Below are 13,824 nucleotides of genomic sequence, written 5' to 3'. Positions count from 1 at the left end.
GTTCTCCATGGCATTCATTCCACCTTGACGTTGGCGCTCTTGACCAGATTCACCCAGAACTTGCTGTCCTCGGTGAGAAAGGACTTGAACTGTTCCGGCCCGGGCGAGATGGACACTTCGGTGCCTTCGCGCGCCAATGCGGCTTTCACTGAAGGCTGCTGCATCGCGGCGATCGTCGCGTCGTAGATCTTCTTCACCACGGCGGGCGGCGTGCCGGCCGGCACGAACATGCCGTACCAGAACTCCAGGTTGTACTCCGGCAGGCCCGCTTCCTTCATGCCGGGCAGATCTGGCACGAGGGGTGAACGCTCGGTGGTGCTGACCGCGATGGCGCGCAGGCGGCCGCCGCTCACCTGCGGCAGCACCGAAGGCGAGGTGCCGAAGGTCACCTGCGTGTCGCCCGCCATCACCGACTGGATCGCCGGCGCGCCGCCACGGTACGGCACGTGCGTCATCTGCGCGCCGGTGAGCATGGTGAAGAGCGCGGCGCCCAGGTGCGGCGCGGAGCCGTTGCCCGAGGTCGAATAGTTGAGCTTGCCCGGATCCTTCTTCGCGGCCGCGATCAGTTCGGCCACGGTGCGGATGCCGGTGGCCGGATTCACCGCCAGCACCAGGGGCGACGTTGTCATCTTCGTCACCGGCGCCAGTTCCGCGGGTGTGTACCCGAGCTTCGGATTGAGCGCGGGATTCACCGAGATGCTGCTCGGGCTGGCAATCAGCAAGGTGTAGCCGTCCGCGGGCGCCTTCGCCACGAGTTCGGCGGCGACGCTGGAGCCGTTGCCCGGTTTGTTGTCCACCACCACGGTCTGGCCCAGGGCCTTGCCGAAGGCGTCGCTCATCGCGCGGGCGACGTAGTCGGCGGCCCCGCCCGGCGCGAAGCCGATCACCAGGCGCACCGGTTTGCTCGGGTAGGGCGCGGGCTGCGCCCAGGAAACGCAGGCGCACGCGGCGAGGGCGAGCGCGAGCACGAAAGGCCTTCTTTTCATCGTGGGTCTCCCTGGATCCTGAGGACGATCTTGCCGACATGGCCGCCGTCTTCCATGCGTGCCTTCGCTTCGGGCAGTCGGGCGAAGTCGAAGACCTGGTCGATCTGCGGCGTGATGCGTCCGGCCGCGAAGTGCGGCAGGATTTCGGCCACGAAGCGCGGGACCGCGGCCGAACGCTGCTCCTTGGTCCGCAATTTGTTGGAGACGCCGAACAGGGTCAGCCGCTTTGCATGCAGGGCTTCGAGGTCAATGTCCGCGTGCACCACACCATCGACATAGCCGACGGTGGCCAGGCGGCCCTCGAACGCCAGCGTGCGCACGCTCTCTGTGAACACCGTGCCGCCGACCGTGTTGACCACGAGGTCCGCGCCCTGGCCCCTGGTGGCTGCCATCACGGCCGGAGCGAAGTCGGGCTGGCGCGTGCACAGCCCGACGTCCAGCCCCAGGTCTCGCAGGGCGTCCAGCTTCGTCTGCGAGCCGGATGTGCCGATCACCTGCGCGCCCAGCACCTTGCCCAGTTGCAGCGAGGCCACGCCCACGCCCGACGAAGCGCCGTTGATCAACAGCCATTCGCCGGCCTGCAAGCGGCCCTGCAGCACCAGCATGTCGAACGCCACCAGGAACGTCAGCGGGATGCTCGAAGCCTGCTCCCAGTTCAGCGTGGGCGGGATCGCCATGGCTTCGCCGGCTTCCATCAGGGCGTATTCCGAGAACGCGCCGGCACAGCGGCCCATCACCCGGTCGCCGGGGGCGAAGCCGCTGACCTCGGCGCCCACGCTGACGACCTCGCCGGCGCCCTCGCCGCCGATGGCCTTCCAGCTGCCCGGCTTGCCATGCAGGCCGTGCCCGAGCAGGAACTCGCCGCGGTTCAGCGAGGCCGCGCGCAGGCGCACCAGCAATTGCTTGGCGCCCGATACCGGAACAGGCGTGTCACGCCGCTCCAGCACCGTGGCCGTGTCTGTCATCTGCATCCACCAGGACTGCATGATCTTCCTTCCTAGCGGCCGGTGAACACCGGCTTGCGCTTTTCCATGAAGGCCTTGCGGCCCTCGGCGTAGTCGGCGCTTTCGAAGCAGCCCTTGATCAACGAGGCGCAGAGTTCGTTGTCGACTTCCGGCGAGACCTTGAGGATCTCGCGCGTGATCGCCTTGCCGGCCATCACGGTCAGCGGCGCGTTCTCGGCCAGGGCCGCGCTGTACTCCGCCAGCAGGCCCGGCAAGCCGTCGGGTGGGCAGGCCCGCGACACCAGGCCCAGCGCCTTGGCTTCCACGCCGTCGATGCGCCGCGCCGTGAAGAACAGGTCCTTGGCAGCGCCCGGGCCGATCAGGTCCACCAGGTTCTTCATCGCCGAATAGCGGTAACCCAGGCCGAGCCGCGCCGCCGGGATGGAGAACACCGAGTCGGTCGAGGCGATGCGGATGTCGCAGCTGATCGCCACATTGACGCCGCCACCGATGCAGAAGCCGCGGATGCAGGCCAGCGTCGGCTTCGGAAAGTCGTGGATGCCCATCAGCGTGGTCTCGGCCATCTTCTCGTAGTACGCGACGGCTTCGCGCGCGGCGCGCATGTCCTCGAACTGCGAGATGTCGGCGCCGGAGACGAAGGCCTTGTCACCGGCGCCGGAGAACACGACCAGCCGCACGCGGTCGTCGTCGCGCGCGATTGCCAGCAGAGGGGGCACGGCCTCCCACATGTCGACCGACAGCGCGTTGTGCTTCGCCGGGTTGTTGAAGCGGATATGCAGCGTGCGGCCTTCGAGCCAGGTCTGCACGCGCTCGGTGCTGGAGGTGTAGATGTTTTCGACTGTGGGTTCGGCCATCAATAGACTCCGGCGGCTTTCATGCGGGTGAGGTCGTCCTGGCCGAGCCCGAGCTCGCGCAGGATCTCCTCGGAGTGCTCACCACGGCGCGGCGCCGCGCGGGCCACGGTGCCGGGCGTGCGCTCCAGCTGCACCGGCTGGCCGACCAGGCGCTGCGGACCGTGCCACTTCGACACGATGTCCTTCACCATGCCCAGGTGCCGCACCTGCGGCTCGTCGAACACTTCGCGCATGTCGTTGATCAGGCCGCAAGCGACGCCGCCTTCGTTGAGCTGTGTGATCCAGTGGCTGCGGTCCTGTTGCGCGAGCCGCTGGTTGATCTCTGCATTCAGCGCATCGCGGTTGACCGAACGCGAGGGCTTGTCGTGATAGCGCTCGTCCGTGATCCATTCCGGCGCGCCCAGGATGTTGCAGAAGCGCTCCCAGATCTTGGAGCCGAACACGGCGATGTTCATGTAGCCGTCGCGCGCCTTGTAGACGCCCGTCGGAATGCTGGTGGGGTGGAAATTGCCGGCCTGGGTGGCGACCTCGCCATCGATGAGATAGCGCGAGGTCTGGAAGTCCATCATGTAGACCATGGCTTCCAGCAGCGAGGTGTGCAGCCATTGGCCTTTGCCTGAAGCTTCGCGTTCCAGCAGCGCCACCAGGATGCCTTGCGCAGCGAAGATGCCCGCGCAAAGGTCGGCGATGGGGATGCCGACGCGCATCGGCGCCTGGCCCGGCTCGCCCGTCACCGACATCAGCCCGCCCATGCCTTGCGCGATCTGGTCGAAGCCGGGCCGCGTGGCCAGCGGCCCGGTCTGGCCGAAGCCGGAGATGCTGGCGTAAACCAGGCGCGGGTGGTCCGCGGCGAGCGACTCGTAGTCGATGCCGAGGCGGTACTTCACGTCCGGACGGAAGTTTTCCACCACGACGTCGGCGCCGGCGATCAGCCGCTTCAGCGTCGCGATGCCTTCGGCCTGCTTGAGGTCGAGCGTGATCGAGCGCTTGTTGCGGTGCGTGTACTGGTAGTCGGAGCCATCCTGGCCGCCCAGGGTGTCGTCGCCGCGCATGTGTTCGGGCATCTGGACCTGGATGACGTCGGCGCCCCAGTCGGCCAGTTGCCGGCAGGCCGTCGGGCCGGCCCGCACTTGCGTGAGGTCGATCACGCGGAAGCGTTGCAGCGCGGCGGAAGCAGGCAGGTGCGGCATGCTCAGGGCCGGCACAACGCCGTCAAGGCGCGGACATCCGCCATCGCGGCCAAGCCGCGCCATTGCGCCGTGATGTCGCGGCTGCGAGTTCCACCCAGCACGGGCACCACCAGGTCCGCGAATTTCGCTTCGAGCTGCGCGTCGGACAAGGGGTTCTCGAGCGAGCCGATGGCGTGTTCGACCTGGACTTCGACACGCCGGCCGTCATGCAGCACCGCGGCCACCTGGACGGAAGCTTCGTCGACCGAATCGTCCACCGTGGCGCGCACCTTGTTGCGCAGCGCGACCACTGCCGGATCGTTGACGACGGCGTCCGAGAACTCTTCTTCGCCCGCCCGGCCATGGATCAACCCGACCGCGCAGCCGTGGTACACGCTGAACTTGCCCTGCAAGCCGTCCTTGGGTTCCTTCTTGCCCGTGAGTTCCAGCACCAGCGAATGCACCCGCAGTTCGATGCGCTCGACCTGGTCGGCCGTGACTCCGCGGTCGCGCAGCTGGACGCAGGCGTCGATGCTCGGGTGGATGACGATGCCGCAGGCGAAAGGCTTGTAGGTGTTGAAGGAGATCTCGAAGCGCTCACCCAGCTCGTCGGTCACTTCGTTCCACGCGCGCTTGTCCGAAGCCACCTGCACGAAGCCGCGCGGTGCCTCCAGCGCTCGCGGGCTGGCGGTGAAGCCCTGGCTGGCGAGCAGGGCCGACATCAGGCCGGCGCGCGCCGCGCCCCCGGGGTGAAACGGCTTGGTCATCGTGCCGAACTGCTCGCGCAGGCCGACGGGTTGCGAGGCGGCGATGCCGAGCGCCATCGCGGCCTGCTGCTCGTCCAGCCGCAGCAGGCGCGCGCAGCCGGCCGCCGCGCCCAGCATGCCGGTGGAGCCGGTGATGTGCCAGCCGCGGTCGTAGTGGTCGGGGTACATCGTGTTGCCGATGCGGCAGGCGACGTCGATGCCCAGCACGAGCGCGTCGATCACGTCCCGGCCGGACGCGCCGCGGTGCTCGGCCAGCGCCAGCACGGCCGAGGCCACGGGCCCCGCCGGGTGGATGATGGTCTTCAGGTGCGTGTCGTCGAAATCGAAGGTGTGCGAGGTGATGCCGTTGACGAGGGCGGCGCTGGCCATGTCGACTTTTTCCGCGCGGCCGAGCACGGAGGCCTGGGGCGCGGGGGCGAGCATCTGCACGGCGGCGATCGCCGCGTCGGCGGCTTCGTGGCGGGCCGCGCCGATCGCGCAGCCGAGCCAGTTGTAGAAGGTGCGATGCGCTTCATGCTCCACGGCATCGGTCCAGCCGCGCGAGGCATGGCCGGCGACGAAGCGCGCGAGGATGGACGTGATGGGCGGGGCCGCCGTGTCGGCGGCGACTTGGGTATTGCGGGCCAAGGGGATCTTTTCAGGAAGTGATGGGTGAACTACTCGTCGAGCCGGATGTTGCGGGCCTTGGCCAGCGCCGTCCAGCGGGCGATGTCGGCGCGCATGTACTGGCCGAACTGCTCCGGCGTCATCGGCCAGGGATCGACCGCTTCGCCGGCGAGCTTCTCGGCCAGGTCCGGCGCTTTCAGCACGGCCACCTGGGTTTCGTTCAGGCGCCGCACGATGTCGGCGGGCATGCCGGCCGGGCCGACCGAGCCGTACCACTGCATCGCGTCGAAGCCCTTGAAGCCGACTTCGTCCATGGTCGGGATGTCCTTCAGCTGCGGACTGCGCTGCGTGCCGGTGACGCAGAGCGCGCGCATGCGGCCCGAACGCAGGTGCGGCAGCGCCGCGGCAAGACCGGGGAACATGGCCTGCGTCTGGCCGCCCAGCACGTCGTTGATGGCGGGGGCGATGCCGCGGTAGGGGATGTGCAGCATGAACGCCCCCGTCTCCTGCTTGAACAGCTCCATGGTCAGGTGGGTGAGCGAGCCGGGCCCGGCCGAGCCATAGCTGAGCTTGCCTGGATTGCGCTTGACGTAGTCGATGAACTCCTTGACGTCCTTCGCCGGCACGTTGGCGTTGATGGCCAGCACGTTGGGCGTGGCGCCGATCATGCCGATGGGCGTGAAGTCCTTGACGGCGTCGTAGGGCACGCGACGGGTGGCCGGCGTCGTGCCGTGCGTTGCCACGTAGCCTTGCAGCAAGGTGTAGCCGTCGGGCGCCGCGCGTGACGCGGTCTGGCACGCCACCACGCCGCCACCACCGCCCTGGTTGTCCACCGTGAAGGGCTGGCCGAGCGCCTTGCCCCAGCGTTCGGTGACGACGCGGGCGATCATGTCGCTGCCCCCGCCAGGCGCGACCGGCACGATGTAGCGGATGGGTTTGGCGGGATACGACTGCGCGAGCGCGAGGCCGGGCAGGGCGACGGCGGCCGATGCGGCCTGCAGCAATTGGCGGCGCTTCATTCGGGATGTCTCCTTGTTGGAATGTGGGCATCATCCGCGCGCGCGCGCATGCTGTAAATTGCAAGTTTCTGAGCTTTTGGTGCATTTGCCGGACGAATGCGCCGGTCCCATGATCAAGCCTTCGCTCGCCGACCTCCGCGCCTTCGTCACCGTCGGCGAACTGCAGAGCTTCGCCGCCGCGGCGAAAGCACTCCACCTTTCGCCGCCGGCACTGTCCCGGCGCATCAGCCACCTGGAAGAGCTGCTCGGCGTGCGCCTGTTCGACCGCACCACGCGCAGCGTGGCGCTCACGGTGCTGGGCCAGCGCTTCCTCGGCGAGGTGCGCGGCCTGGTGGAGGACCTCGACCGGTCCGTCTTCAGCCTGCGCGACGCGGCGGAGCTGGAGGCCGGCGACGTCACGATCGGCTGCGTCTTCTCGGCCGTCCACCACTTTCTGCCGCCGGTGATCCGCGCCTTCCGCGCGCAGCATCCGCGCGTGCTGGTCCGCATCATCGAGGAGGGCGCCGACGAGGTGCTGGCCAGCGTGAAGCACGGCGAGGCCGACTTCGCGGTGAACTACATCGGCATGCAGGACCCGGAGGTGGAGTTCACGCCGCTGCTGAAGGAGCCCTATGTGCTGGCGGTGCCGGCGGGACACCCGCTGGCCAAGCGGCGTTCGGTCCGCTGGCAGGAGCTCGCAGAGTATCCGCACGCGCGCGTTTCGCATGCGTCGCGCAACCGCCTGCTGATCGACCAGGCGCTGGCCGAGCTGCCGCCCCTGCCGCGCCCCATCATCGAAGTGCGCCACGTCTCCACGCTGATCGGGCTGGTGGAAAGCGGGCTGGGCCTGGCCGTCGTGCCCAAGCTCACGCTGCCGCAACGGCCGGCTTCGGTCGTCGGCGTGAAGCTGGAACAGCCCGAGATCAGCCGCACGCTGGCCATCGTGCGGCGCAGTGGCCGGGGGCTCTCACCGGCGGCCGCCGCCTTCGCGAAACTGCTCACGGACGCCGGCCGTGGCAAGCGGAAAACCATCCGGCGCGACTGACGCCATTCATGCCTGGACTGCATGAATCCGTCCAAAAGTTGCAATATACAGAGCGGGCGGCCGCCTCCAAGATGCGCGGCAAAAGGAGACAAGCCCATGCTCAGAAGTCTGCTGCAGGCCGCTGGCTGCTCGCTGTGCGTGATGGCCGCCGCGGCGCAAGCCGAGGTCGTCCGCTTCGAAGTGCTGGAGAGCGTTCCGGTGTTCGAGGGGCGCAGCTTCGGTGCCGTCGGCCCCTACGTGCGGGTCACGGGGCGCGCCACCATCGCGCTGGACCCGGCGGACCGCCGCAATGCCGTCATTGCCGACATCGACAAGGCACCCCGCAACGCGGCCGGCAAGGTCGAAGCGACCACGGACGTGGTGCTGCTGCGGCCCGCGGACCCCGCGCGCGGCAACGGCACCTTGTTCGTCGACGTTCCCAACCGGGGCCGCAAACGGGCCCCGCAGCTCTTCGACGACGCGAGCGATGCGGGCTCGAACGCGATCGACAAGGCGGCGGACGCCGGGCTCGGCTTCATGCATGGCCAGGGCTACACCATCGCGTGGGTCGGGTGGCAGGCGGACATTCCCTCGCAGCCGCGCCAGATCGCGCTGGCGGCGCCGGTGCTGCAGGGTGTGACCGGGGCGGTGCGCGACGAGTTCATCTTCGACCACATGCGCAGCCCGGCGCAGCAGACCCTGTCCTACCCGGTGGCGGACCCCGGCTCGCTCGCGGTCACCGTGCGGGCGCGCTGGGACGCGCCACGAGAGAAGCCCGCCGGCCTCGCCATTCGCGCGACCGGGGCCCAGACGGTCGAGATCACGCGGCCGGCGACCGGCTTCGATGCCGGTGCGCTCTATGAAGTCACCTACACCGGCCGCGACGCCATCGTGCTGGGGCTGGGCTTCGCCGCGACCCGCGACGTGGTGGCGTTCCTGCGCAAGGACACGAGCGCCGCCAATCCGCTGGCGGCCCGCCTGCCGCAGCGCGCCATCGGTTTCGGCGTGTCGCAGTCGGGCCGCTTCCTGCGCGACTTCCTGCATCTCGGCTTCAACGAAGACCTGCAGGGCGCCAAGGTGTTCGACGGGTTGATGCCCCATATTGCCGGCGCCCGCCGCATGGCGACCAACGTCCGCTTCGGCAACCCTGGGCGCAACGCGCGGCACCCGCAGGACCCGTCCTGGCAGGCCGACACCTTCCCCTTCACCTACGAGCCGCTGGCCGACCCTTTGAGCGGCAAGCGCGACGGCATCCTGCAGCGCTGCCGCGCCAACAACACGTGCCCGCGCATCATCCACACCGACAGCGAGCACGAATGGTGGGCGTCCCGGGCGTCGCTGGTGGTCACGGACGCGGCGGGCAACCACCTCGACCTGCCGGCGGACGTGCGCGCCTACATGATCACCGGCACACCGCACTTCACGGAAGCGACGGACAAGGTGCGCCGCGCGCCCACGATGGCGCTGCCCGTCAATCCGATGCACGCGGGTGCGCCGATGCGCGCACTGCTGGTTGCCATGCAAGGCTGGATCACGACCGGCACGGAGCCGCCCGCCAGCCGGGTGCCGATGCGTGCCCACGGGACTTTGGTCGCGGCCGCGGACGCCGTCCCCACGAACATCCCGGGCCTGCCGTATGCCGCGATCTACACCGGCGCGGCGTTCACGGATCCCAACGTGTTCCCGGCCAAGGTGCTGGGCAGCTACCCCGTGTTCGTGCCGCGGGCCGATGCCGATGGCATGGCCATCGCCGGCATTCGCCTGCCGGCACTGGCCGCGCCACGCGCGACGTACACCGGCTGGAACCCGCGGCCCGAAGGCTATGGCGCGGGCACGCTGTTCGCGCTGCAAGGGGCCGTCGTGCCCTTCGCGACGACGCGCGCCGAGCGCGAGGCCGCGCGCGATCCGCGGCCTTCACTGGCGGAGCGCTACCCCGACGATGCGGCCTATGTGGCGGCGGTGCGAGCAGCGACCGCGCAGATGGTCGCGGAACGGTTGCTGCTGCCGGAAGATGCGCAGCGCGCCGTGGAGGCAGCTGCGCGTGACGGGCTGTCCAAGTTGCGCTGAGCTTTGACTTTCAACGAGCCATGAGGAGCACCATGAAACACCTGAAACGCTGGGCCGCGGCCACCGCTTTCGCGGCGCTGCTGGCCGCGCCGTCCTTTGCCCAAGTCGTCAAGGTCACGCCGCTCGGCGGCATCGAAGGCGAGTTCTGTCCGCAGGACCGCGCCCTGATCTTCGAAGACCCCAACGGCACGCGCATCCTTTACGACCCGGGCCGCACCGTGGCCGGCGCGAACGACCCGCGTCTTGGCAAGATCGACGTCGTCCTGGTGAGCCACATGCATGGCGACCACGCCGGCAATGCGCACATCAAGGAGCCCAACGCCGGCACCTGCGAGCGGCCCGACATCAGTGTTTCGGCGGCGCCCAACACCAGCGTGGTCAACATCGCACTGGCCAAGAAGGCCAAGATCGTGACCGGCAGCGAGATGCCCGCGTTCTTTGCGGCCAAGCTGCGGGCCAATGGCGGCAACGCCGCTGATTCCATGCTGGCCCGGTTCGGTGGCAGCGTGACCGTGGGCGCCGTCCGCATCGCCACGGTGACGGCCCTGCACAGCAACGGCGTGGACCCCGACTACATCGGCGGGCCCTTCGGCCAGTTCCTGAAGGACGCGGGCATCGCGGGGGACGTGGGCCCCGCCACCGGTTACGTGCTGCGTTTCAGCAACGGGCTCGTCGCCTGGCTGTCGGGCGACACGGGCATCACCGCCGATCACGAGATCGTGCGGACCCACTACAACGCGAAGCTGGCCGTCATGAACATCGGCGACGGCTTCACGACCGGGCCTGCCGAAGCGGCGTTCGTGGTGAACGACATGGTGAGGCCCGCCGCCGTGATCGCGTCGCATGCCAACGAGGTCGGCACCGTGGGCGGCAAGGTGCGCGCCGGCAGCAAGACCGAGGCGTTTGCCCGGGCGGCGAAGATGCCGGTGCACATCCCGCTGTCGGGCCGGACGATGGAGTTCGACGCCGCCGGGAAGTGCACTGCGGGCTGCTGATCGTCCGGCGGCCGGTGGATCAGCCCAGCGCGATGCGGCGCCGCCAGGGCAGGCGCTCGTCCGCCTCGTAGTCGGCGACCACCCACGTCCGGGTCGGGTGGTCAGCCATGTCTGCGAGGAATTCGCGAATGATCCGGGCCGACGCCGCATCCAGCGCGGCGAACGGCTGGTCCAGGCAGGTCACCGTGGCACCGCTGGCCAGCAGGCCTGCGAGAGCCACCTTGCGCCGGCTGCCGGTCGAGAGCATGAAGAGGCGCTTGTCGCGATGGTCGCTGAGGTCCAGTGCGGCGATCAGTTCCTCCAGCAGCTCCGCGTTCCAGCGAGCGCATCGCGCCGCCAGGGCTTGCCACACCTGCGCGGGCGTCAGTTCGTCTTGCCCGGGCAGGAACAGGTCGAGCCAGAGCACGTCGCCGCCGAGCGCCCGCAGCCAGCGCGTCTTGCCGGACCCTTCGTCACCGGTCACGGCGACCAGTCCGGGCGGAAGGGCGGGGTCCGTCGCTGATGCCATCCGCCAATGATGCCGTGAGTTGACAGGGGCGATTTTCGATATTAGAGTGATATCACTTTTCCGGAGACGCCCCTCATGTCCGCTCCCGCCGCCATTGCCCATTCCTACGATCGAACCGAGGACGAATACCGCTCGCTGAGTGGCTACGCAATCGTCTTCATTGCCGCTGCCATCCTCGCCGCCGGCCTGTTCGTTCTCGCCCGGCAGGCGGCGCCCACCGCGGTGGGTGTCGCATTGTTGCTGGCCGGCATGGCGTTGCTGCCGGGGCTCTACATGCTCCAGCCCAACGAAGGCATCGTCCTCACCCTGTTCGGCAAGTACCAGGGCACCGATCGAACCGAAGGCCTGCGCTGGACCAATCCCCTGCAAAGCGGCCGCAAGATCTCGCTGCGGGCGCGCAACCTGAACACCGCGCCGCTGAAGGTGAACGACAAGCGCGGCAACCCGGTGGAGATCGGCGCCGCGGTGGTCTGGCGCGTGGTGGACACCGCACGCGCCGTGTTCGAGATCGACGACTACACCAAGTTCGTCAGCATCCAGGCCGAAGCGGCGATCCGCCACCTGGCGACGCTCTATGCCTACGACAGCGGCGAGGACCTGGACGCGGACGAGACCACGTTGCGCGCCGGGCTCGACACCGTGGCCGATGCGCTGAAGGCGGAGCTGAACCTGCGCTTCGCCAGCGCCGGCGTGGAGGTGCTCGATGCCAAGCTGACCCACCTGGCCTACGCCCCCGAGATCGCGCAGGTGATGCTGCGCCGCCAGCAGGCCACGGCCATCGTCAGCGCGCGCCACCAGATCGTGGCCGGCGCGGTGGGCATGGTGGAGGCCGCGTTGCGGGGCCTGTCCGAACGCAACCTGGTCGTGCTCGACGACGAACGCAAAGCGGCGATGGTGTCCAACCTGCTGGTGGTGCTGTGCTCGGATCACGATGTGCAACCGGTGGTCAACACCGGCACGCTGTACACCTGAGAAGCTGAGACCCAAGCCGCATGGCGAGTCCCGGCAAGAAGGCGTTTCCGCTGCGCATCGATCCCCTGCTGTGGGAGGAGGTCGAGCGCCTCGCCGCGCAGGAGCTTCGCAGCGCGAACGCGCAGGTGGAGTTCCTGCTGCGGGAAGCGCTGGCGCGGCGCGGGCGCCTGCCGGGTGCGGCGGCGGAACGGGCACGAAAGGAGAACCCCAAGTGAATGAACTGAGGCGTGCTGCGCGGCGCCGGTGGCTCGCGATGCTGGGTGCCGTGCCGCTTGGTGTCCTGCCGTGGACCGCGTCCGCGCAATGGCGCCCCTCGACCGCGGACGAACGGACGGCCGACACGCGCGCCTTCGCGGCGCTCGAAGATCCGCTCGCGCGCCGCTGGACCGACGTGCAGAGCGTGGCCATCGTGCTGGGCGGACGCCTGCGCCACGAGTTCCACCGTGACGGCGCTCCGGACACCCTGCGCAACGTGCAATCCGTGGAGAAGAGCGCACTGACAGCGTTGGTGGGCATTGCGATCGGACGCGGAGAAATCCGCAGCATCGACCAGCCCGTGGTCGCGCTGGTACCGGAGTGGGCCGCGCTGAACGCCGACCCGCGCACGCGCGACATCACGGTGAAACACCTGCTGACCCTGAGCGCCGGCTTCGACCTGGGATCGGCGACCTCCATCACGGGCAAGCTGCCGCCGGCCCAGGGCTGGGCACGCCCGCTGATTGCGGCGCCGGGCGAACGCTTCGCCTATGACAACGCGATCGTCGTGCTGCTGGGTGCCTTGCTCGAGCGCGCCACCAGCATGCCGCTGGCCGACTACGCACGGCGCCATTTGGTGGAGCCGTTGGGCATGGCCGAGCCCCGCTACGCACCTATCCTGCACATGCGGACGGTCGACATGGCGAAGCTGGGCCAACTGTTCCTGCAGCAGGGGCGCTGGGGTGACCGGCAACTGCTGCCGGCCGGGTACGTGGCCGATGCGACCCGCCCGCAGAACCGCGGCGGCGCTCCGGTGAACATGCCCCTGGGCTATCTCTGGTGGATCCTGCCGAATGAGGCGCCGCGCCGAACCTACATGGCGAGCGGCTACGCCGGCCAGGTGATCTGGGTGCATCCGCCACTGGATCTGGTCGTGGCGATCACTTCGACGGTATCCGCCGACAGCCAGCGCAGGGCGCATTTCCTGCAGCTGCTGCAGGAAGGCATCCTGCCCGCGGCGCAGAAGGCCGGCTGACGGGTCCATGCAACTGGTCTGGCCCGCTCCCGAATACCTGCGCTCCTATGCCGATGCGCTTCGGCGTGGCTGGTCGCCGAACAACCTGCGGCCGCAAGTGGCGGACGAAGAGCTCGCCGCGATCCGGCAGAACCCGGATGCTTTCTTCGACCGGTTGGTGAACTTCCAGGGCGGCGGCGAAGGCGTCATGCTGCCCGACGGCTCGGTCGTGCCGAGGCTGCCGGGCTATCGCAAGTGGATGTGGGACGGCGAGTTCTGCGGCAGCATTCAGTTGCGCTGGGCCGACGGCACGCCGGAACTGCCGGCGTACTGCCTGGGCCACATCGGGTACGGCGTGGTGCCCTGGAAGCAGCGGCTTGGCTACGCGACTCGTGCGCTGGGCTTGATGCTGCGGGAAGCAAGAACTCGTGGACTACCGCACGTGGAAATCACCACGTCGCCGGAGAACCTGCCTTCGCAAAAGGTGATCGCTGCCAATGGCGGAGTGCTCGTCGAGGAATTCGAGAAGCTGGCGTCCCTGGGCGGAGGCCGCGAGCTCCGGTTCCGTGTTGGGCTCTAGGTGTGAAGTGTCAAGAGGTTGTTTGTAGCTGAGAGCCTGGAGATTGGCGGTTTGCAGCCGATCCCATGGTGCTGTCGGTGCCAGTTGTAGAAGTGGTTCCACTGCGGCAAAGCGGCTCGACGC

At 68.8% G+C, this 13,824-nt stretch carries 14 protein-coding genes and 1 pseudogene; 7 read left to right on the top strand and 8 right to left on the bottom strand.

What is annotated here, in order from left to right:
• Positions 1-14 precede the first annotated feature (14 nt).
• From FN976_RS27475 to FN976_RS27450, 6 genes are read right to left on the bottom strand one after another with little or no spacing between them, the layout of a single operon-like run.
• Complete coding sequence (locus FN976_RS27475) at positions 15-986, bottom strand: Bug family tripartite tricarboxylate transporter substrate binding protein (protein ID WP_145897056.1); 972 nt, start codon at positions 984-986, stop codon at positions 15-17.
• Positions 983-1,972 carry a quinone oxidoreductase family protein gene (locus FN976_RS27470; RefSeq protein WP_145897054.1) on the bottom strand — a complete coding sequence of 330 codons (990 nt, stop codon included), beginning with the start codon at positions 1,970-1,972 and terminating at the stop codon, positions 983-985. The genes FN976_RS27475 and FN976_RS27470 overlap by 4 nt, the downstream gene beginning before the upstream one ends.
• An 11-nt stretch (positions 1,973-1,983) precedes the next feature.
• Positions 1,984-2,805 carry an enoyl-CoA hydratase gene (locus FN976_RS27465; RefSeq protein ID WP_145897052.1) on the bottom strand — a complete coding sequence of 274 codons (822 nt, stop codon included), beginning with the start codon at positions 2,803-2,805 and terminating at the stop codon, positions 1,984-1,986.
• A complete protein-coding gene (locus tag FN976_RS27460) occupies positions 2,805-3,995 on the bottom strand; it encodes a CaiB/BaiF CoA transferase family protein (RefSeq protein WP_145897050.1) in 1,191 nt (396 codons plus the stop codon). Before FN976_RS27460 ends, FN976_RS27465 begins: the two co-directional genes overlap by 1 nt.
• Positions 3,996-3,997: 2 nt before the next feature.
• Positions 3,998-5,368 carry an MmgE/PrpD family protein gene (locus FN976_RS27455; protein WP_145897047.1) on the bottom strand — a complete coding sequence of 457 codons (1,371 nt, stop codon included), beginning with the start codon at positions 5,366-5,368 and terminating at the stop codon, positions 3,998-4,000.
• A gap of 29 nt (positions 5,369-5,397) precedes the next feature.
• Positions 5,398-6,366: a Bug family tripartite tricarboxylate transporter substrate binding protein gene (locus FN976_RS27450; protein ID WP_145897045.1), complete on the bottom strand. Its 969-nt coding sequence runs from the start codon at positions 6,364-6,366 to the stop codon at positions 5,398-5,400.
• A 109-nt stretch (positions 6,367-6,475) separates the two neighbouring features.
• Here FN976_RS27450 and FN976_RS27445 point away from each other — a divergent pair, with 109 nt between their 5' ends.
• The 3 genes from FN976_RS27445 (at position 6,476) to FN976_RS27435 (ending at position 10,431) form a co-directional block, all read left to right on the top strand.
• Entirely contained in the window at positions 6,476-7,390 is a 915-nt protein-coding gene (locus FN976_RS27445) for a LysR family transcriptional regulator (protein WP_186511241.1), read from the top strand.
• A gap of 96 nt (positions 7,391-7,486) precedes the next feature.
• Positions 7,487-9,436 carry an alpha/beta hydrolase domain-containing protein gene (locus FN976_RS27440; protein WP_186511239.1) on the top strand — a complete coding sequence of 650 codons (1,950 nt, stop codon included), beginning with the start codon at positions 7,487-7,489 and terminating at the stop codon, positions 9,434-9,436.
• A 32-nt stretch (positions 9,437-9,468) separates the two neighbouring features.
• Complete coding sequence (locus tag FN976_RS27435) at positions 9,469-10,431, top strand: MBL fold metallo-hydrolase (protein ID WP_145897041.1); 963 nt, start codon at positions 9,469-9,471, stop codon at positions 10,429-10,431.
• A gap of 19 nt (positions 10,432-10,450) precedes the next feature.
• Here FN976_RS27435 and FN976_RS27430 read toward each other — a convergent pair whose 3' ends face one another.
• Positions 10,451-10,939 carry an ABC transporter ATP-binding protein gene (locus tag FN976_RS27430; RefSeq protein WP_145897039.1) on the bottom strand — a complete coding sequence of 163 codons (489 nt, stop codon included), beginning with the start codon at positions 10,937-10,939 and terminating at the stop codon, positions 10,451-10,453.
• Positions 10,940-11,014: 75 nt separating this feature from the next.
• On the opposite strand from FN976_RS27430, the gene FN976_RS27425 reads away from it, so the two are divergent.
• Genes FN976_RS27425 through FN976_RS27410 form a run of 4 tightly spaced genes read left to right on the top strand, consistent with a single transcriptional unit; the run spans position 11,015 to position 13,701 of the window.
• Positions 11,015-11,911, top strand: a complete 897-nt coding sequence (locus tag FN976_RS27425) for an SPFH domain-containing protein (protein WP_145897037.1) — start codon at positions 11,015-11,017, stop codon at positions 11,909-11,911.
• 20 nt (positions 11,912-11,931) lie between these two features.
• Complete coding sequence (locus FN976_RS27420; protein ID WP_145897035.1) at positions 11,932-12,126, top strand: type II toxin-antitoxin system antitoxin; 195 nt, start codon at positions 11,932-11,934, stop codon at positions 12,124-12,126.
• A complete protein-coding gene (locus FN976_RS27415; protein ID WP_145897033.1) occupies positions 12,123-13,142 on the top strand; it encodes a serine hydrolase domain-containing protein in 1,020 nt (339 codons plus the stop codon). Before FN976_RS27420 ends, FN976_RS27415 begins: the two co-directional genes overlap by 4 nt.
• Positions 13,143-13,149: 7 nt before the next feature.
• Entirely contained in the window at positions 13,150-13,701 is a 552-nt protein-coding gene (locus tag FN976_RS27410; protein WP_145897031.1) for a GNAT family N-acetyltransferase, read from the top strand.
• Here the strand turns inward: FN976_RS27410 and FN976_RS29610 are convergent.
• Positions 13,698-13,824, bottom strand: a pseudogene (locus FN976_RS29610) (IS481 family transposase); the annotation flags it as partial. The gene FN976_RS27410 and the pseudogene FN976_RS29610 overlap by 4 nt on opposite strands.

Origin of the sequence: Caenimonas sedimenti (assembly GCF_007833165.1) — a bacterium.
Classification (GTDB): domain Bacteria; phylum Pseudomonadota; class Gammaproteobacteria; order Burkholderiales; family Burkholderiaceae_C; genus Ramlibacter; species Ramlibacter sedimenti.
This window is presented reverse-complemented; position numbering and strand designations above follow the sequence as displayed.

What these genes read in the sequence shown, in the direction of transcription:
- FN976_RS27425 (WP_145897037.1), top strand. Translation starts at nt 11,015, where the DNA reads ATGTCCGCTCCCGCCGCCATTGCCCATTCCTACGATCGAACCGAGGAC.
- FN976_RS27470 (WP_145897054.1), bottom strand. Translation starts at nt 1,972, where the DNA reads ATGCAGTCCTGGTGGATGCAGATGACAGACACGGCCACGGTGCTGGAG.
- FN976_RS27420 (WP_145897035.1), top strand. Translation starts at nt 11,932, where the DNA reads ATGGCGAGTCCCGGCAAGAAGGCGTTTCCGCTGCGCATCGATCCCCTG.
- FN976_RS27465 (WP_145897052.1), bottom strand. Translation starts at nt 2,805, where the DNA reads ATGGCCGAACCCACAGTCGAAAACATCTACACCTCCAGCACCGAGCGC.
- FN976_RS27440 (WP_186511239.1), top strand. Translation starts at nt 7,487, where the DNA reads ATGCTCAGAAGTCTGCTGCAGGCCGCTGGCTGCTCGCTGTGCGTGATG.
- FN976_RS27450 (WP_145897045.1), bottom strand. Translation starts at nt 6,366, where the DNA reads ATGAAGCGCCGCCAATTGCTGCAGGCCGCATCGGCCGCCGTCGCCCTG.
- FN976_RS27475 (WP_145897056.1), bottom strand. Translation starts at nt 986, where the DNA reads ATGAAAAGAAGGCCTTTCGTGCTCGCGCTCGCCCTCGCCGCGTGCGCC.
- FN976_RS27445 (WP_186511241.1), top strand. Translation starts at nt 6,476, where the DNA reads ATGATCAAGCCTTCGCTCGCCGACCTCCGCGCCTTCGTCACCGTCGGC.
- FN976_RS27430 (WP_145897039.1), bottom strand. Translation starts at nt 10,939, where the DNA reads ATGGCATCAGCGACGGACCCCGCCCTTCCGCCCGGACTGGTCGCCGTG.
- FN976_RS27460 (WP_145897050.1), bottom strand. Translation starts at nt 3,995, where the DNA reads ATGCCGCACCTGCCTGCTTCCGCCGCGCTGCAACGCTTCCGCGTGATC.
- FN976_RS27435 (WP_145897041.1), top strand. Translation starts at nt 9,469, where the DNA reads ATGAAACACCTGAAACGCTGGGCCGCGGCCACCGCTTTCGCGGCGCTG.
- FN976_RS27410 (WP_145897031.1), top strand. Translation starts at nt 13,150, where the DNA reads ATGCAACTGGTCTGGCCCGCTCCCGAATACCTGCGCTCCTATGCCGAT.